Annotated in this window: 22 protein-coding genes; 7 read left to right on the top strand and 15 right to left on the bottom strand. The window is 38.4% G+C overall.

The window, feature by feature from the left end; translation table 11 throughout:
• Positions 1–152: 152 nt before the first annotated feature.
• Genes ABJG98_RS05275 through ABJG98_RS05265 form a run of 3 tightly spaced genes read right to left on the bottom strand, consistent with a single transcriptional unit; the run spans position 153 to position 2307 of the window.
• Positions 153–599, bottom strand: a complete 447-nt coding sequence (locus tag ABJG98_RS05275; protein ID WP_348278439.1) for a DinB family protein — start codon at positions 597–599, stop codon at positions 153–155.
• Positions 599–1198 (bottom strand): YigZ family protein, encoded by a 600-nt coding sequence (locus tag ABJG98_RS05270; RefSeq protein WP_348278438.1) that lies wholly within the window; start codon positions 1196–1198, stop codon positions 599–601. Before ABJG98_RS05270 ends, ABJG98_RS05275 begins: the two co-directional genes overlap by 1 nt.
• A complete protein-coding gene (locus ABJG98_RS05265; protein ID WP_348278437.1) occupies positions 1195–2307 on the bottom strand; it encodes a hypothetical protein in 1113 nt (370 codons plus the stop codon). The genes ABJG98_RS05270 and ABJG98_RS05265 overlap by 4 nt, the downstream gene beginning before the upstream one ends.
• A gap of 96 nt (positions 2308–2403) precedes the next feature.
• On the opposite strand from ABJG98_RS05265, the gene ABJG98_RS05260 reads away from it, so the two are divergent.
• The gene (locus ABJG98_RS05260; protein WP_348278436.1) at positions 2404–3294 is read left to right on the top strand and encodes a GNAT family N-acetyltransferase; all 891 of its coding nucleotides are present in this window, start codon (positions 2404–2406) and stop codon (positions 3292–3294) included.
• Here the strand turns inward: ABJG98_RS05260 and ABJG98_RS05255 are convergent.
• Positions 3278–4444 carry a glycosyltransferase gene (locus ABJG98_RS05255; RefSeq protein WP_348278435.1) on the bottom strand — a complete coding sequence of 389 codons (1167 nt, stop codon included), beginning with the start codon at positions 4442–4444 and terminating at the stop codon, positions 3278–3280. The genes ABJG98_RS05260 and ABJG98_RS05255 overlap by 17 nt on opposite strands.
• 49 nt (positions 4445–4493) lie before the next feature.
• Between ABJG98_RS05255 and ABJG98_RS05250 the strand changes: the two genes are divergently transcribed.
• Complete coding sequence (locus tag ABJG98_RS05250) at positions 4494–5336, top strand: glycosyltransferase (RefSeq protein WP_348278434.1); 843 nt, start codon at positions 4494–4496, stop codon at positions 5334–5336.
• Here ABJG98_RS05250 and ABJG98_RS05245 read toward each other — a convergent pair whose 3' ends face one another.
• From ABJG98_RS05245 to ABJG98_RS05215, 7 genes are all read right to left on the bottom strand, one after another.
• A complete protein-coding gene (locus ABJG98_RS05245; protein ID WP_348278433.1) occupies positions 5337–8000 on the bottom strand; it encodes an ABC transporter permease in 2664 nt (887 codons plus the stop codon).
• 1 nt (position 8001) lies between these two features.
• Entirely contained in the window at positions 8002–8409 is a 408-nt protein-coding gene (locus ABJG98_RS05240) for a hypothetical protein (protein WP_348278432.1), read from the bottom strand.
• A 14-nt stretch (positions 8410–8423) separates the two neighbouring features.
• Positions 8424–8762, bottom strand: coding sequence for a helix-turn-helix transcriptional regulator (locus tag ABJG98_RS05235; protein WP_348278431.1), 339 nt, complete (start codon positions 8760–8762; stop codon positions 8424–8426).
• Positions 8763–8884: 122 nt separating this feature from the next.
• Positions 8885–9706, bottom strand: a complete 822-nt coding sequence (locus tag ABJG98_RS05230) for a DUF4197 domain-containing protein (protein ID WP_348278430.1) — start codon at positions 9704–9706, stop codon at positions 8885–8887.
• Between the two features lie 165 nt (positions 9707–9871).
• On the bottom strand, positions 9872–10786 hold the full coding sequence (gene rsgA / locus ABJG98_RS05225) for a ribosome small subunit-dependent GTPase A (RefSeq protein WP_348278429.1): 915 nt from the start codon (positions 10784–10786) through the stop codon (positions 9872–9874).
• A 106-nt stretch (positions 10787–10892) separates the two neighbouring features.
• Complete coding sequence (locus ABJG98_RS05220) at positions 10893–11522, bottom strand: peroxiredoxin (protein ID WP_348278428.1); 630 nt, start codon at positions 11520–11522, stop codon at positions 10893–10895.
• A 34-nt stretch (positions 11523–11556) separates the two neighbouring features.
• Positions 11557–12000: a Fur family transcriptional regulator gene (locus ABJG98_RS05215; RefSeq protein ID WP_348278427.1), complete on the bottom strand. Its 444-nt coding sequence runs from the start codon at positions 11998–12000 to the stop codon at positions 11557–11559.
• A gap of 170 nt (positions 12001–12170) precedes the next feature.
• On the opposite strand from ABJG98_RS05215, the gene ABJG98_RS05210 reads away from it, so the two are divergent.
• The 3 genes from ABJG98_RS05210 to ABJG98_RS05200 all read left to right on the top strand — a co-directional run bounded on the left by ABJG98_RS05210 (position 12171) and on the right by ABJG98_RS05200 (position 14702).
• Positions 12171–13232 carry a DUF6588 family protein gene (locus ABJG98_RS05210; protein WP_348278426.1) on the top strand — a complete coding sequence of 354 codons (1062 nt, stop codon included), beginning with the start codon at positions 12171–12173 and terminating at the stop codon, positions 13230–13232.
• Between the two features lie 139 nt (positions 13233–13371).
• Positions 13372–13842, top strand: coding sequence for a low molecular weight protein-tyrosine-phosphatase (locus tag ABJG98_RS05205; RefSeq protein ID WP_348278425.1), 471 nt, complete (start codon positions 13372–13374; stop codon positions 13840–13842).
• Positions 13839–14702: a fructosamine kinase family protein gene (locus ABJG98_RS05200; RefSeq protein WP_348278424.1), complete on the top strand. Its 864-nt coding sequence runs from the start codon at positions 13839–13841 to the stop codon at positions 14700–14702. The genes ABJG98_RS05205 and ABJG98_RS05200 overlap by 4 nt, the downstream gene beginning before the upstream one ends.
• Here ABJG98_RS05200 and ABJG98_RS05195 read toward each other — a convergent pair.
• Positions 14699–15937 (bottom strand): aspartate kinase, encoded by a 1239-nt coding sequence (locus ABJG98_RS05195; RefSeq protein ID WP_348278423.1) that lies wholly within the window; start codon positions 15935–15937, stop codon positions 14699–14701. The two genes, ABJG98_RS05200 and ABJG98_RS05195, sit on opposite strands and share 4 nt — an antisense overlap.
• Positions 15938–16014: 77 nt before the next feature.
• On the opposite strand from ABJG98_RS05195, the gene fbp reads away from it, so the two are divergent.
• Positions 16015–17022 carry a class 1 fructose-bisphosphatase gene (gene fbp / locus ABJG98_RS05190; RefSeq protein ID WP_348278422.1) on the top strand — a complete coding sequence of 336 codons (1008 nt, stop codon included), beginning with the start codon at positions 16015–16017 and terminating at the stop codon, positions 17020–17022.
• On the opposite strand, the gene ABJG98_RS05185 is transcribed toward fbp, so the two are convergent.
• A complete protein-coding gene (locus ABJG98_RS05185; protein WP_348278421.1) occupies positions 16997–17314 on the bottom strand; it encodes a hypothetical protein in 318 nt (105 codons plus the stop codon). The two genes, fbp and ABJG98_RS05185, sit on opposite strands and share 26 nt — an antisense overlap.
• 42 nt (positions 17315–17356) lie before the next feature.
• Between ABJG98_RS05185 and ABJG98_RS05180 the strand changes: the two genes are divergently transcribed.
• Positions 17357–17827 carry a nuclear transport factor 2 family protein gene (locus ABJG98_RS05180; RefSeq protein ID WP_348278420.1) on the top strand — a complete coding sequence of 157 codons (471 nt, stop codon included), beginning with the start codon at positions 17357–17359 and terminating at the stop codon, positions 17825–17827.
• Here ABJG98_RS05180 and ABJG98_RS05175 read toward each other — a convergent pair.
• A complete protein-coding gene (locus ABJG98_RS05175; RefSeq protein ID WP_348278419.1) occupies positions 17817–18269 on the bottom strand; it encodes an acyl-CoA thioesterase in 453 nt (150 codons plus the stop codon). The genes ABJG98_RS05180 and ABJG98_RS05175 overlap by 11 nt on opposite strands.
• Positions 18262–18747, bottom strand: a complete 486-nt coding sequence (locus ABJG98_RS05170; RefSeq protein ID WP_348278418.1) for a DUF5606 domain-containing protein — start codon at positions 18745–18747, stop codon at positions 18262–18264. Before ABJG98_RS05170 ends, ABJG98_RS05175 begins: the two co-directional genes overlap by 8 nt.
• Positions 18748–18778: the final 31 nt, after the last annotated feature.

The following is an 18778-nucleotide window of genomic DNA, read 5'->3' as shown; positions in this document are numbered from 1 at the left end:
ATTTCTTATGACTCAAGATTAGCTAAGATTTTGCTAACAAAAGGGGCTCATTCGTCCACCTCTGTGAAATATTAGATAAACACTACTTTCCATCCGATTAAGGAAATTGGGATTGAAATATTCCTAGAATAACAGGATTTTAGTGCTTAGTATCAAGTTTTTGATAGTATTCTTCTATGATAATTTATCTGACCTAAATGATAATTTAAATGACCAAGTAGGTGCATAAGGAAGTAGTTAATGGTCATAGTATAGCCGAACGGCTGCAATGGATATTCTTTATCGTATGCTGTGTTAGATTCATTTTGAAAGTAATCTTCTAATACTCTCTTGGTCTCTTGAATATCCGTCTTTAACTCATCAATTGTGACACGTCCATTGAATTCAAAATCCCTCTTCCGTTCATAGCCTGAATTAGCCAAAACAGCTCCTATGAAATGCTGAAGGTTGCCACACAAGTGCATAAATAAGTTGCCTGCTGAGTTATTTATTCCATCTACTTTTATCCAAAGAGACTCTTCGCTGGTATAGGTCTCAAGTTCGTCCATTAAACGATCCAAATCCCGGATAAATAAACTTTTAAAATCGGAGGCTTGCATTATTCTTCAATTATAAATTCAATGGTATAAAGATCGGAGGTTTTTTCTTGAAATGCCGAAAGCAAATCCTTTTTAATACTTCCGTGAATCTCACACGACAGTTGAAAGTCACGTGTGATAACCTCTATCTCAAAGTCCTCAATTAACCGCTCCACTATACTCATTGCATCGTATGAAAACTTCATTACAAGCTGCTTTGATTCAAAGATTACCTTTCTCTTAGCTTTCTCTAATGCTTCTTCAGTTGCCGTTTTATATGCGCTAATTAAACCACCTACACCTAACTTTGTCCCACCGAAATAGCGAATTACCACTACAAGCACGTTGGTCAGTTCAAATGATCTAATCTGTCCCAAAATTGGATCGCCTGCCGAATGTGCCGGTTCCCCATCGTCATTTGCACGCCAACTCTGATCATCCATTCCCAATAGCCATGCAAAACAATGATGTCTTGCATCATAGTACTGCTTTCTCAACTCCTCTTGAATTTGTTTTACTTGTTCTTCAGATGAAACCGGATAGGCTAAAGCAATGAACTTGCTTCCTTTCTCTTTATAGAGTCCTTCAGTTTTTGAATGAATGGTGTAGTAAGTACTCAAAGTTTAGATAATAGCTTTTTGGCTTCTGTCACTACTTGCTCTGTTTCGGCATACTTTAAAGACAGATTTAGCATTTCCTTAGCCTCTTCTTTCTCATTTTGACGCGCAAGTACTCTTCCTAAACCTAAATAGCCAAAACTCTTAAAAAACTCACCATGATTGGGAATTTCATCACCATATTCCAATCCTAAGCGATATGCATATTCTGCTTTCTCTTGATTTTCTATAATCTTCTCTTCAAAGTATCCAAGAAAAACATATCCGGCTAGTTTATAGTATGAGCTTTCATGAATAATAAGTGAATAAATCATATCGATAGGTACATTCTTAAAATCAGCAGGATTGGCTAGAGATTCCAGATATTTTGCTTTGGCATAATAGTTATTTGGATACATGCTGCATAACTCCGATAAATATTTTTGAGCCAGTTTCGGATCAAATTCATATCTCAGATAGATATAGCTTAGATACACATGAGCTTCCACACGCGTCAAAAACGATTCCGTACATGCTTTTTCTAATTGCTTCAATCCAAGCTGCATATCACCGCTTCTAAAAAACCACAATAATGGCTTGTAAATTGGGTGACGTTCCGGATACTTCTCCCGGAAGTAATTATATAATCCGGTTGTTAAAAGAAATTCAGGATGTTCATCCACAATTTCAAAGCCCTTTTTCATTAAACCATATGCTCTATTCGCCTCTCCTACCGCTTTCATTGTATAATCTTGATCCGCGTAATACTCAGCTAGCAATCCATATGCTGCCATAGCGAAAAAAATCATCTCCGGTTTTTTGAGATTCGGGTCTTTTTCTTTTGCTAAAAAGATGGCAGAATCCAATTGCACTTCCATCTTAAGAAATAGTTCTTGCGAAATAGTGGGAATATTTGACCATAGCATGGTCATGGCGCGCATGAGAGGAATAACTGGATGATCCGGGATAAGAATTTCCGCTTTAGAAATATAATATTCAGCAGAATCTGCTGACGCATTGTATATATGATCTGTTCCTTTTTTTACCAAATCCTGAATATGGCCAGGCTCAAAAACCTGCGCAGGCAGATATAATGCTGCCATGAGGAGTACAGTGGTGAATACTTTTTTCAAGGTGATTAATTTAAGATTTTATTGCAAAAATCTAAGATGCAAGATAACGTCCGATTTAAGCATTGGAAAGTGTGATGCAGTTTAATTTTGTATTGCATGTCATTAAATATTCATACTTCAATCGATGAAATCCCAGAGAACCTAAGACTAGCGTATTTTCAAAAGGGTTACTTTCAATCTCAGGTATATACTCAGTTTATTGGATACTCAAATGAAGATTTATTCATACCGATTGATATAACTCCAGAAAACGCAATTAGTATACCAAGGAGCCCATTCGGTTCATTTTTTCGTCGAAATCTGGAAATCAATGAGGAGAGAGAATTTATTGAGGAAATCCTGGCTGACCTTAAAAGCAGAGCTGTCAAAACATTAGAGATCCATCATCCATCCTTGATCTATAGCTCCTTTACTTCTCATCAGACTCTGGAAGAGACGAACTTCTCATTAGCTTTTACTGACATCAATCAACACATAGAGCTATCTGAAAAATGGGAAGACTCCATCCATAATATGCAAAAGAGAAAGTTGGATTCTCTACGCTCCGATGCTTTTATCTTTCGTAAAATGGAAAGCACCGAATTTGAGACTGCACATAAATTCTTATCGGTCTGCCGTCAAGCTCAAGGACTTCAAATTAATATTAGCTGGGAACAGCTAAAGAGCCTCAATGCACGTTTGCCAGCAGTTTACGATTGTTTTGGGGTGTTTAGAGAAGGTAAGATATCCGCATTATGTATTGCTGCAAAGGTGACATCCGAGGTTGTTTACTATTACTTGCCTGCTACCAGTCCCATGTTTAGAGACAAAAGTCCGATGGTTCTGTTAATTGCAGGCATGGTCGATCATTACAGAAACAAAGGATATAAGCAACTCGATCTGGGTGTTTCATCTTTTCTAGGGAAGCCGCAAGAGACATTAAAAATCTTCAAAGAAAGAATGGGAGCTTTAGAAACAGGTAAACCTACTTTTATGAAATCTCTCTAAAGAAAAATTCCAGCTTTGTAATCCACTGATTGGAAGAAAAATGATCTGTGGTGATTTTCCGTATGTTTTCAGCTTTGAATAAATGACGGTTTTGGAGCATCTGATGAATTTTATCACTTAGGTCATCCGCACTGATCTCGGCCAAATAGCCAGATTCAGGACTTACAATTTCTTCAGGTCCACCACATTTTGTGGCAACAACGGGCTTTCCGCAAGCCATCGCCTCCAACAACACGTTTCCAAAAGTCTCGTAGGTACTTGGAAGGATCAAAAACTGACATTTCTGAATCAAATCCTTGACTTCTTCACGACTTGCTTCTCCTAAAAGACTTACTCTGCTCCGAAGACCCAATGCATCAATCCTATTTTTGAGTTTATTTTTCTCTGATCCAGATCCCACAATCTTGACCTTTAGATCAGGCACCTTGGCAATGGCATCAATTAATAAATCAAATCCCTTTTCTTGCTCGAGTCTTCCAATTGCTATTGCATAATCTTTGTGATTGTCACCTATTTGGAAGAATTCAATGTCGACCGGATTATAAAATGTAGAAGCATTAGGTATCCACTTTTTTAACTGCTCTCTATGGAAGTTGCTTGTTGCAGTAATAAGGTTTGCTCCTGCAATTGCACTCAATAGATCTGCTTTCATCGAACCAAGTTCGTTTAGCATTTTTTCAAACATAAAACCACCAAGACGCACGTGTAGATGAACTGCAACGTCATACTTCTTCGCTAAATAATTAGCAATTAAGACCCCAGGATAGCAAGCCTGAACACTTATTATGTCTGGTTTTCCATTTTCGAGTGCATGCGCCTGGTAGTTAAGTTCATTGCAGCGAATGATCTCTCGCAGGTTTCCTTTTCTGAACTTCTTGGTCCAGCTTAGTGCCGGCTGATAGTATTCCTTAAAACCAGGTAAATCCATCACTGTGGCTTTATCGAGCCCATGCTTATTGAATTTTTGAAGGTTCCGAAAGTGATCTTTGACCCAAATAAGTTTTTCATGATCTCCCTGCCCCCAAGTACTTACACCTATCTTCCAATCAGGTCTGGATTTTGCCATCAAAGTGATTTGCTCTTTGACAAAAATGCCATATGATGGGTTCGATTTGGATGGATACCACGATGGGACAATAAAAATATTCATTCCCCCGAATTTAATTGGTAAAAAAGATCTGAGATGTGATATTACCAGAATGAATCAATTACCATTGGTTTCTGTCGTTTGTTTATGCCACAATCACCTTTCTCATTTAAGGCGATCCATTCAATCTGTTCTGTCTCAGTCGTACCCTTATGTTGAGTTGATAGTGGTGGATGATGGCAGCACGGATGGTAGCAAAGAGATGATTCAGGCTATCATTGAAGACAAAAACATTCAATACATTGATATCCCTTCTTCAATCGGCAATTGTACTGCCTTTAATCTAGGATTTGAAAAAACGAAGGGGGCGTATATAATTGACCTGGCGGCGGATGACGTGCTCTTGCCTGAGCGAATAATGAAAGGCATAAACTCATTTCTCAACTCAGATGCTGGCGTAACATTTTGTGATGTGATGAATTTGGATGAAAACGGAGTTGAGTTAGGTACACATTTTAAGAGAAACCGCAATGATGTATTGATAGAGAATGTTCCGGAGGGAGATATATATGTCGAGCTTATTGAACGCTACTTCATTTCTCCTCCAGGTATGATGATAAAACGTGAAGTAATTGAAGAATTAAGCGGATACGACGAATCATTAAGCTATGAAGATTTTGACTTTTGGATTCGCTCCTCGAGAAATTGGCAGTATTCTTTTACTGATGATGTGCTGGTACAAAAAAGAAAATTAAGTGGTTCATTATCTGAGCAGCAATTCAGGTATAAATCAAAACATCAAAAAACAACACTCAAGGTATGTCAAAAAATAAAAGAGCTGAATCGTTCCGGTGAGGAAAAATCCGCTCTTCGAAGAAGGTGTTTGTATGAAATGAGACAATGTATTAGACAGGGAAATTTTAGACTTATTCCTGAATTTCTCAAGCTTCTTTAGTTATTCATACTTCAATGTCGTGGCAGGATTCAACTTAGCCACCTTCAAGGTCTGGTATCCTACCGTCACAAGAGAAAAGACCAAAACGATGAGTAAGGATATCCCAAGCAATATCCATGGAAAACTGATTCGATAGGCGTAATTATCCAGCCATCCGTTCATTAAGAAATAAACCACAGGGAATCCGACCAATGACGAAAGGGCCACCAAGGTGAAAAAGTCTTTGTAGAATAGAAATATAATTTGCCCTTCGGATGCTCCTAACACCTTGCGCACACCGATCTCTTTGGACTTCTGTATCGACATGAATGAGGCTAATCCATACAAGCCAAGCACTGCAATAAAAACAGCCAGAATTGCGAAAATCATAAACGTATCACCAAAGCTTCGATCTTGTTGGTAAAGCGAAGCGAAACGATCATCAAGAAAAGAATAATTCAAAGGAGTGTTGACATAGAACTCCTCCCATGTTGACTTAATGTGATCTAATCCTGCCTTGTAATCACTTGAACTCAACTCTATGACCAAATCGTCTGCATTGAACCACGGAAAATAAAGACTAGGCTCTACCTGCTCCTTTAGTGTAGTTCTATTGAAGTCTTTTACCACCCCGATTAGTGTATACTTGGTATTAGTCTCCTTCGTGCCAAACTGAAGTTTCTTGCCTACAGCAGACTCAAAATCAGGAACATTAAGTCTCCTCAGAAATGCTTCATTCGCCATCACAGCAACTGTGTCAGATTTCATTTCCTCATTGAAATTTCTACCTGCAACAAGCTCCATGTCCACAGCATCAAGGAAACCTTCATCATTGTATTGGATATAGGTAGTGCCTTCTGTGGGTTCGGTGTCTCCTGCGAACCTTACAACTGTGGTCGTAGAATTAATATCTGCTACATCGCCGCCTGGTAGGTTTGAAGCACCACCTACTGATTCGATTGACGGATGATTGGCCAATGCTTTCTTAAACGCTCTGAGTTTATTCTTCGCAGCTTCATCTTCTTCCTCCGTCTCAGCATCTGATTCTGGGACTGTAACATTGACAACCTGATCTACAGATATCCCAATATCCTTTCCCTGCATATAATTGACCTGCTGGTAAATGGTGAACGTAGAAGCTATCAATATAAGTGAGGCTGCAAATTGAGTAATTACAAGTCCTTTTCTAAGTGCTATTCCTTTTTTAGAGTTTTGAAATTTGCCTTTTAAAATGCTGATCGGTTTGAAATTCGAAAGAACCAACGCAGGATAAAAACCAGAAGCAAACGTTCCTATAAATACAAATGTCGCTATAGATAGCAAGAATGGTATTTGGTTCCATACACTATCCAGCACTTCCTTTCCTACTAGCTGATTGAAATAAGGTAGAGTGATCGCTGAAAGACCCAAAGCGATCAATGCGCTTATCAGGTTTACAATAAATGCTTCGCATAAGAATTGAATAATCAGCTGTTTTCGAATAGCACCAATTACCTTTCGCAATCCAACTTCTTTGGCTCGCTCCACTGCCCTCGCTGTGGATAAATTGATGTAATTAACCCAAGCTATTACCAAGATAAAGAGTGAAATGATAATCAAAAAGTTTACTGCTTTCTCACTACCATGGATTTGTGGTTCATATGTGAAATCAGACTTCAAATGAATATCTCGTACGGGGTGCACATCAATTCGTGTTCCGTTGGTGTTCCAGTTTTCATCATTGTCCAGATTATTTATATGCTCATTTGTAACATCATTTGCCTTAGTTTCCAATAATGTGAGATTTACTTTTTTATCAGATTTGATATAGACATAGTAATTGTTCCAATCCCAGTTATTGTAATCATGACCCTCAGTCAATGTCTTGTCTGAAAGCAACATATTGAATGAGTAGTGAGTGTTGTCAGGTATGTCCTGAAGTATACCGGTGACTTTCAATGATGTTTTGTATGGAGAAACAACTTCAAGTGTCCTACCAATGGCTTCACCATCTCCGAAATATGCGTGAGCTCTACTTTCCGTCAAAACAACTGAAAGTGGTTCTGACAACATACTTTCAACATCCCCTTCTAACACTGGATAGTTAAACATCTTTAAGAAGTTCGGATCGGCTGAAATTGCCAGGCGTTCTTTAAAAGATTTCTCACCATTTTTTACCAAAAGAAAATCAAACTTCTTTGAGACAGTATGTTGAATAATTTCAGGTAAAGATTCCTCTAGTTTTCGCCCCATAGGGTAAGCTGCCATGGCATCTTTATCGGTATCCATCCCGTTTTGAACCTGTACATACGAGACCCGATATATATTGTCTGAATCATGATGAAAGGCATCGTAGCTCTTCTCAAATTTTATGTATTCATACATCAATAGGAAACTAGCTAGTCCAATGGCTAATCCTATCACATTTATTGCGGTGAACATCTTGTGTCTTGCAAGATTTCGAACGCTGACTTTAAAATAATTCCTAAACATACCTGTGTCCTTTATAATTGAGTTTTTTAGTATTGGCCTGAGAAGTGAGATGCGAAATAAGAGCATCACATCCAGAAGATATTTCAGTTGAGGAAAGCGACTCCCGACTTCCAAATGGTCACTGTACATTTCTTCCAGATCGCCCTTGATATCTGGATAGAAGTCCGGGTGACAATACCATTTGAATAGTAGATCCGCAATCTTTTTCAACATGCTATTCTGAAGAGCTATTAATTTGCTGTAATCTCATTCTTCCCTCCATTTTTCCTTTGAATGAATCATTAAAAAAGTCGCCGGCAGCTGTGCATTTGGAAGTGATATATATCGTTCGATATGATCCACGTCCAATACCGAATTCCTCAGAAAGAATTGTGTATTTATCATGCAGAACTTTATCCAGCATTTTACCATTTAAAACAGTCTCTGCTGTCCTTAGCGCCAGATGAATTTCTCCACTTTTATGACCCATTAGTCCATCAGCCCGCAACTCGGTGATAACTCTCTTCTTAAGCCGCTTCAGATCAATTTGATTGTAATTAACCGACTCTTTTATTTGAGCCAAGCTGTCTGTGGCTAGCATTAAGAAAAATAATGCCGCAAAAATTGATGTTACTTTTTTCATATAGTCCTTTTTTATTATGCCATTTTCAATTCAAGTGCTACCTCAGGAATGGCGTTCCATAATTGTATTCTTACATCTTGAGAATACTTCAAAGCTTCTTTCCCATAGGCAGTGATGGTGAAGAAACGTTTAGGCTTTCCACCTCTTTTTTGGTTAGAATCACCTTGTCTGCTGTCCAGATAACCTTTCTTCTCCATTCTTCTAAGCGCGGATTGCAATGCACCCACGCTCACCTTCCGCTTGAGTCTTTTTTCAATTTCATCTTTAATGGCAACACCGTATGCTTCGTCAAACAAAACACCTACTGTGAGAAGTACTATTTCTTCAAATTCGCCTAGTTGATATTTTTTCATAGATCAATTTCCTAAATGTAGTATTCGCAATACTAAGCAAAATGTTTCACAAATGTCCTAAATGTAGTATTGATTTAAAGAAGAAAAGCCGGAAAACCGGCTTCTGATGATTTCAGTAAGCACTACTTACTGCCAAATACACGTTCAATGATTGCACTTCCCCAGGCAAATGGATCGTCACGTATCTTCCTTTCTTCTTCTCCAACTAAGTGAAATAGACCATCTATGGCTCTATTTGTCGCATATTCATCAATGCTTTCTGGAAGATTCACGTTTAATACATCTTCAGGGCTTACTGTAGAAAGTCCCAATCCTGTTGGATCATATTCAAAGTTCAAAAACCCGACCACATCTGTATATATCTGAATTGCACCTGTACCATCCAGAGCCGTTTTTACATCCGGATTGAATGCCTCAAAAAGGGCAACATTCGTCTCATCATAGAAATAGTCTGTAGCCGCTGTATTATTTCCATTCAAAATCCCCCTTGCATCATCAAAGCTCATACTTGTGATGGCGTTTCCGAAAATCGGCAAAGCCTTATCAGCAGCATTCTCGGCTCCTTTATTCATAGCTGTGATCAATTCATCAAAAAGATCATTTCCATCATTTTCTAATGTGATATATGCATCATATACTACAGAGAGTGGCACTACGCCAGCAATGTTTTCTGTTTGAATCTTACTTTGTAAATCAGTTACCTCCTCAGGTAACAGGATTTTTATTGCTTCATTTTGCAAATAACCTCCTGGGTCCGATGCGCTTACTACCGAATTGTCAAGGCCAATACTCAATGCCTCCTTCAAACCTTGAATGATCTCTGACTCTGATAGTGGCAGAGGGCCTACAGCATCTTCAAACAATTCACACGATACCAGAGTAGCTGATGCGGCAATCATTACCAACATCAAAAGATTTCTAAACACTTTCATAATCAACTTCATATTATTTACCCTATTACAAAAAACTCTCCAAACTAAACCATTAAGATAGTTAACGCATTTAGCGAAACCATAGTCTAGGTTGCTTTGTTATACTATTGGCTACTATCGTTGAGTAGCGTTAGGTTGGTTGTGTGATGGGGCCGTTCGTTCTGAGCGGCCCTTTGTTTATTTTCTCCCATCTTCACTTCGTAAGATTGAAAGGTAACTTTGATACCTAAGCTCAGGTACGGCATCACCAACTGCCTCCTTAACGGCACAATCTGGTTCATTTTCATGCAAGCAGTTATGGAATTTGCATTGCCCCAAGAATTGCCTCATTTCCGGGAAATAATGCGAAAGCTCTTCATCTTCAATCTCTGAGAGACCTAACTCCTTGATTCCTGGTGTATCAATAATCGCAGATTGATCGTCCAGGTAAAATAGCTCTGCAAAAGTGGTGGTATGAACTCCCTTATTGGCAAAATCTGATATTTCCTTTACCTCCTGAGTTGCTTCTGGTATTAACTGGTTGATTAAGGTAGACTTTCCAGCACCACTATGTCCCGAGAGTAAACTGGTCTTATTCTTAAAAAGTGATCGAGTATCTTCGGTCACTTGGCTTTCGAATTGACATAAATCAACCTGATACCCAATTTTTTGATACACCTCTTTCAGCTCCTCATACTTTCTAAGTTCTTTTTCAGCATACAAGTCTTCCTTATTGAATAAAATGACTCCTGGAATACGGAAACTTTCCAGAGTGATCAAGAAACGATCAATAAAACCAATGGATGTTCTAGGCCTTTTCAATGTTACAATCAAAACTCCCTGACTGATGTTACTGGCGATAAGATGGTCATGTCCTTTTTTACGTGGACTTGCTCTCATTACATAATTTTCACGATCATAGATTTTGATGATCACCCACTCTCCATCTACCTGCTCATTTGGATTTATCTCTACCCAATCTCCTACTGCTATTGGGTTTGTTAACTTCTTATCTTCAAGCTTAAACTTACCTCTTAACCTTACCATCAATCGCTCTTGATTGGCCATCACTTCATACCATAATCCCGTCGATTTAATTACTAAGGCTTTCAAGCTTGTCTAATTTTTAACTGCTGCAAAGTACAAATTTGTAAATCATATTGACAAAAAAAGGCCGATCACTCAAAATGATCAGCCTTATTTTTTTTATTGAAAAAGTTTAGTTGTTTGAAAGGTATTCTGCTACTCCTTCTCTGGTAGCGTTCATAGCTGTTTTACCTTCTTCCCAGTTTGCAGGACAAACTTCTCCATGCTTTTGAACGTGCTGCCATGCATCTACTATTCTAAGCATTTCGTCAATGTTTCTACCCAATGGGAGATCATTGATAGTCTCGTGTCTCACAATACCTTCCTTGTCGATGTAGAAAGTACCTCTGAATGCTACTGGAGCGCCTTCAAATCCAAGATTTCCCTCTTCATCATACGACCAATCACCTGCAAGTACACCAAAGTTTGATGCTACAGTCTTGGATGGATCTGCTATTAAAGGATAAGTAACCCCACTAATTCCACCCTTATCTCTATCGGTCATTAACCAAGCAAGATGAGTTTCTTCTGTATCGCAAGAAGCTCCTACAACAGCTACTCCTCTTTTCTCAAACTCTTCAAGCTTCTCTTGAAATGCATGAATCTCAGTTGGACACACGAATGTGAAGTCTTTTGGGTAAAAGAAGAGCATCACTTCTTTTTTACCAATGTATTGATCTAGTGAAAAATTTTCTACAATCTCCTCACCGTTAATTACTGCCGGTGTATTTACGATCGGTGCTTTTTTTCCTACTAATGACATTTTTGTTTGTTTGTTTTTTAAGTGTTTAAAAAAATTATGTAATAGTTATATCTACTTCTGGATCAATTCGTTCACCATTGACTTGAAGTTTGATTTCATTGATTTTAAAATTCCTAATTCTCTTTTTCCTAAAGAAGTCATTGATAAGTTCATAAAGCTCTTCGTCATAAAAATCCTGAATCTTATTTGTCTTATGGCAATAAAGATGACCATGAGGACTCATATTAGCATCGAAACGCTTTGAGCCAGATCTTACAGAAACACGCTGAATCAATCCTGCAACTACTAATACATCCAATACGCGATAGACACTTCCTAACGAAATTGAAGGATTATCAATTTTAATCTTTTCATGTATATGCTCAGCAGTGGGATGATCATTAGAAACCACAAGTTCCCTTAGTACCACAATTCTAGGATGCGTTGCCTTTAAACCTGCCTCGCTTAGTTGTTCTTTAACTTGATTAGTAATTTCCATTTAGGAATTATTCTCAAGTGCGAATTTAAACCAAATATTGTAACAGTACAAGATTTTCGACTAATGATTCAAAATACTCCTCTGCATGGATCGTATATCTGGTAAAATCTTGGTTAATTGCAGTACAACACGTTTTGCCTTAAAATCAATCAGAATCAAAAACAATGATTATGAAAAAATCTACTACTAAACTTGTGACCCTACTGCTGGTTGGGCTTTTTACTTTCAATAATTCTGCCAATGCGCAGGATTTTGGTGAAGTATTTAAAGCGGGACCTGAAGATGCTGAAAAATATTTAGAAAGCTATGTTAGACCAATCATGCTATCCTTTAATAATGGTTTAGGAAGTGGCTGGGTGAATACCGCAAAGCCACACAAGCTTTTGGGTTTCGATTTGACTGCTACCGCAAATATTGCCAATATCCCAAATGAAGATAAGTTGTGGCAATTTAGGAACTCAGATTTCACAAATCTTCGTCTGCAAACAGGTACGGAAGCAACGCTACCTACAGCTGTGGGTGGTCCCACAACAACCAATTTGGTCGTAAGAGGAAATGCTCAGATTGGGCCTATCAATTTTGCAAATGAATCAGATCCATTTCCAGCGGCTGAAGGATATGACACTAAAGATCTTCCAATCGCAGGATTTCCAGTACCGGCTTTTCAATTGGGAGTTGGAATCGTGAAGAACACAGACCTTAAAATCAGATACGTACCTACTCAAACCATTGATGATTTAAGCATTGGACTTTTTGGAATCGGGGTGATGCACGACATCAAACAATGGATTCCAGGACTAAAACTAGTGCCTTTCGATCTTTCTGGTTTTATTGGCTACACAGGATTAAAAGCAGAATTTGATATTGATGTGGATGAGACAGATTCCAACAACTATCGTTACGAAGCAAATGGTACGGCAGAATTTAAAGCTTCATCCACAACTATTCAGGTATTAGCTTCTAAAAAGATTGCCATTTTAACACCTTACATCGGTCTGGGATATAATATTGGTGGTAGTTCATTTAAGGTAAATGGTGATTTCACATATACTGATGACATGGGTCAAAGTGTGACCATTGAAGATCCGGTTAATCTTTCATTTGATGGGGGCAGTTCACCGAGAGTCACTATTGGGGCAAGAGTTAAATTACTCGTTTTAACCCTGCATGCAGATTACTCCATTCAGAAGTATAACACCTTTACACTTGGAGCTGGAATTAGTGTTAGATAAGAATCTCAAAACCGTATAAACAAAGAAAAGTCCCGTCAAAAACGGGACTTTCTTTTTTACTTGTCAAACAGGTGTATGAATAAATTTGTGTTATGCATTAGATATATACTATCTAATCAAAAAAGGTAACCCCACATTTATGATAAAAGTTTTATTTGTTTGTCTCGGTAATATTTGTCGCTCACCATTGGCTGAAGCCATTTTTAAGAAAAAGGTCGAAATTGGTGGATTAAGTAATAAAATCCATGCAGACTCAGCTGGTACGGCTAACTATCATGTTGGTGAAAATCCTGATCCCCGTACCATAGAAATTGCTGAAAAACATGGGGTTCCTGTCGATCACAAAGGACAGCAGTTTCAAAAAAAGCACCAAAGCCAATTTGATTACTTACTGGCAATGGACCATTCCAACTACCGAAATATGACCGTTGAGATGGGGTCAGATCCAGATAAACTAATGTTAATGAGGGATTTTGACCCACATGGAAAAGGGCAGGATGTACCGGATCCATGGTATGGGGGAATGAACGGATTTGAAGAGGTTTACCAAATTTTGGATCGTTCGCTCGATGAATTCTTAGACTTCTTAAGAAAAGAACATGATCTATGAATGACTTCATTGATCATATTTTAAAAAAACACCTCTCACCTTCTATTTGCATAAAAACCACATCTTCAGTTTCAGGGGGTTGTGTAAACAGTACTTATAAAATTTCTACAGATACGGGCTCATACTTTCTAAAGTGGAATAAAGCCAGTCTCAATGGGATGTTCATTTCAGAAGAGAAAGGACTGGACCTGCTACATAAGTATTCACCTATTATCACTCCAAAACCTCTTGGAAAAGGCGTTATCTCAGAAAAGTCGTATTTGCTAACCGAGTGGATTGAACAAGGCATTCAGTCTTCCCGCTTTTGGGAAAATTTTGGTAACAACCTTGCCAAACAACATCAGAATACCGCCACAAAATTTGGATTAGATCATGACAACTTCATTGGCAGTCTAGCTCAATCCAATGCACAACATTCCAGCTGGAATGACTTCTTTATTCAAGAAAGGTTGGTCCCTCAATTAAGACTTGCTGAATCAAAAAATCTAATTTCTAACAGTATTCAGGTTCAATTCGAAATGTTGTACTCAAAATTAGATGAACTGATACCACCTGAGCAACCAGCATTGTTGCATGGAGATTTATGGAGCGGCAACTTCATGATCAATCAAACGGGTGAGGCCGCCATATTTGATCCTGCGGTTTACTATGGACACAGAGAAACTGAACTAGCTTTCACAAAGCTTTTTGGAGGATTTTCTTCAGAATTTTATCATCATTACAATGAAGCTCATCCAATGGAGCAGGGTTTTGATAGTCGTGTTGACATTCACAACCTTTATCCATTACTCGTTCATGTAAACCTTTTTGGTACCTCTTACCTTTCTGGGATCATTCAAACACTCAATCGATTTACTTAATGATATAGCACTTGATAATTATTGGAAGTTTTTTGTTCCATAATGATTGATCTGTTCCATGGAAGCTTATTAAATGAATCAGGTGTGTAATTCTTAATGGTTGCTAAATTCAATGGGCTCTCAAAAGACAAAATAAAATCACGATTTAAAAGCTCTTTTATTCGTCTTGATTTAAACTCTTTATTATCAATGCAAAACGAGAATGTAAGCGCAGAATTCTGCATCAGGTTAATCTTTATATTTAACAGATCAAGTACCTGAAGGATCATTCCTAGCTTTTTCTCATTCATGAAACTGTGGTCTTTCACCTGAGCTGTTACTAACAGCTGATTGCCTTTGAAAACAAAACATGGAATCATTTTGGTTGTATTCTCAGATGCGATTGTAGTGCCTGATTTACCTTTATCAAGGAATGATCGTACAATCAATGGTATGCTCTTTTGCGCGATAGGCTTCAGGGTTTTGGGATGAATAACCTGAGCACCATAGTAGGTCATTTCGGTTACTTCACGATAGCTAAGTTTTTCGTATTGTTCTGTTCCTTCCAAAATCCGAGGATCGGCGTTCAAAATACCGGGAACATCCTTCCATACTGTAAATCCTTCTGCATTGAGGCAGTACGCCAATATTGCACCAGTATAATCTGATCCCTCACGACCTAATGTTGTTGAATTTCCTTCTACATCGGAACCTATAAATCCCTGCGTAACAACGATGCACTTTTCAGCTAAGGGTTTTAGGTCACGTACAATTTGTTTCTCGGTGACCACCCAGTCTACGTTGGCCTCAGTAAAATACTGATCTGTTCGGATCACTGCACGCGCATCAAACCATTGGCAGTTGGTTTGCTTTTTTAAGTACGCTTCAATGATGGCAGTAGACATTAATTCACCATGTGGTACTACTTTATCATAGGCTAGCATCACATCATGCTGGCTTAGCTCACTTAATTCTTTTGCTAGAGACTCTTCAAATTGCACATATCTTTCAGGCATTTCACTTAATAGTTCACTAATAACCCCACGGTGATAGGCCTTTAATTCAATAAAAGCATCTTCATAAGTATCTCCGGAATGTGCTTTATTAACTAATTCTTCAAGCTTATTTGTGGTCTTCCCCATTGCAGAAACTACAATGACTACTTGCTCATTGCCATACGATGAGACTATTTCTGCCAAATTTCTAACACCAGCTGCATCCTTAACAGATGCGCCACCAAACTTGAAAATCTGCATTATGCAAACGTTATAATTAGTGAATGAATTAATTTCGTGGTTCGAAACTCAAAATTTAATTCTGAACTGCGCTCCCTATGAACAAAAGTAAGCTTGGCCTGCCTATAGGAACAACCTTAGATCGCTTTATTAAACAAAAAGAGGATGAATTTTCTTCTGCCACAGGAGAACTGTCACAACTTTTGAGAGATATTGCCCTTGCAGGAAAGATCATCAATAAGGAGGTGAACAAATCAGGACTACTAGATATTACCGGAGGTTTCGGTGAAAAAAATGTTCAGGGAGAAGATCAGCAAAAGCTTGACGTAGTTGCGGACATTCGTTTTACAAGAGCTCTAAAGAATGGTGGTATGACGTGTGCGGTAGTTTCTGAAGAAGAGCAGGAAATCATTCACTTAAATCCAAACTGCAGATACGTTGTTGCAATCGACCCACTTGATGGAAGTTCAAACATTGATGTCAATGTGTCAATTGGAACTATTTTCTCCATTTATAAGAGAATTTCACCTGTAGGAGGTCCGGTTCAAGAGGAAGATGTTTTACAAAAAGGTACAGAGCAAGTAGCGGCAGGGTACATCCTATATGGTTCCTCCACTATGCTTGTATATACTACAGGCAGAGGTGTTCATGGGTTCACATTGGAGCCCAGCTTAGGTGAATTTGTGCTCTCACATGATCACATGACTTGCCCAACGGATGGAAAAATATACTCGATCAATGAAGGTAATTATTATGCTTTTGATGATTGGGTGAGAGAATATGTTGAGGATTGCAAAAAGAAGTGCCTGACCGCCAGATATATTGGGTCGCTTGTTGCGGATTTTCACCGAAATATGATGAAGGGTGGGATATATCTATACCCAAACACTGAAAAAGCACCAAATGGTAAGCTTAGATTACTTTATGAATGCAATGCGCTTGCTTTCATTGCAGAACAATCAGGTGGAGTAGCTACTAATGGTAAGGAAAGGATTTTGGACATCCAGCCTACTTCGTTCCATCAGCGGTCTCCGCTATATCTGGGATCTGCTAAGATGGTGGACCATGCCATGTCATTCGTCAAGGCTGATACTTCTGTCTCATGATTATTTTCTGTTTTTCTCGCTCTATGATCGCTCGAGCTAAATTTCGGGCGATTTGACCTTGTTGTGAATCGTGAAGCAATTCTTTGGCCCGTTGCTCGGGTATGTCTATCCTGTATAGAGCATTCATAAGTCTGTTCAAGTCATTATCAAGCAAGTAATTCACCTGCTTGGTGAGAAAATCCTCCAGCCGATCAAATCCATTTTTTCCTCCCTCAAATTCCATTTCCACCTCCAATCCGAAATCCTTTCGAATCAGTTGATAACTCTGCTTGACTAAAGTAACTTCATTCATCCTAACCACGAGTATTTTTACAAATCACTCAAAAATTGGACTATGAAAAAAATAATAGTTATCTGTTTGCTGGGATTTTCATTTAATGGGTTTGCTCAAAATAAGGAAGCTGAAGTAATGAAAATCATCAATCAAGTCTTTGAAGCTATGCGAACCAATGATAGCACTATGCTAAAACAAAGCTTCATTGAAAATCCCAACACATTCACAGCTTATATCAATAAAGAGGGTGAGTCTGTATTATCTACAGGTGATTTTCAAAGATTCGTTAGCGCCGTGGGGCAGCCGAAAGAGCAAGTTTGGAACGAGCCTATTTGGAATGAGAAAGTACAAATAGATGGTAATCTTGCTTCTGTATGGGTTGATTACGCATTTTATGTGGATGATCAGTTTTCACACTGCGGTGTAGATGCTTTCCACCTGATCAACCAAGAGGGTATTTGGAAAATCTTTCATTTAGTAGATACCAGAAGAAGGGATGACTGTGTTATTCCCGATGATATTAAGCCTTAGCTTTGTCCGGGATCCATTCAAAATCTTCTGACTTTATAGAATCAACGAGAATATCACTAAGCTCTTTTGGTGGAACAGTTGTTCTCCGTTTCACTGTGTCTAGCCATGCGCCATCTACATCAATTTTTGCTGACAAATCTCCGTCTTTTGTATAAATATTGTGTCTGAATGACCACTTAGAGCCATCTCTTCGAAGCTTTGAAATCGTAAATCCAACTTCAAATTCTTCATTCATGCGTATTTCTTTGAAGAATCGTGTATCTTCTCTAAACAGTATTGGTCCAACATTCATTTCGAGCAACTTATGAAATGGCATGCTGATCTCTTCAAAATACATTAATCGTGCCTGGGCACAATAGTCATTATATGCCGTATGCCGCATATGTCCATTCGGATCTAAGTCAGCCCAACGTACTCGAAACTTAAACTTAAGCTCACTCACCTTTTGTTTTTTCTTTCTTTGCTGCAGGTTTTTTTGGAGCCTTTTTCTTTTCTTCTTTCTTCTCTACCAATTCTTCCTTTTTCTCAACCAATATTTCTGGTGCTTGCGTCACTATTTGATCATACCAGCTCACGACTTTCTTGATATCAGAAACGTAAACTCGTGATTCATCATATTCGGGAAGTATAAATTTTAAAAACGACTTCAATTCTTCCGAACTACTATTCTTATCCAAATCCGTATCGCCATCAAATTCTTGATGAATTTTTTTCATCACCTCTTCAAGAGGTACTGCACCATCTGCATCGGTCGTATAAATAGAAATCTCAGACAGTATGCTCACCTTATTGTGCATGGTGGCTATCATTTTCTTTTTATGCTCATCCATACTTTCAAGAACTACACCTGTGCGTGTTGGCTGAACAATTTTAAAAAGGTTTCCTTTCCCAGAAACCGACGCGATATCACTAAAATCCATAAGTTGCTTTTTTTGAGTGGGCAAAAATATC

Source organism: Ekhidna sp., assembly GCF_039960695.1.
Lineage (GTDB): Bacteria > Bacteroidota > Bacteroidia > Cytophagales > Cyclobacteriaceae > Ekhidna.
Note: the sequence above shows the minus strand (reverse complement) of the source record. Positions and strands in the feature narration are given on the sequence as shown.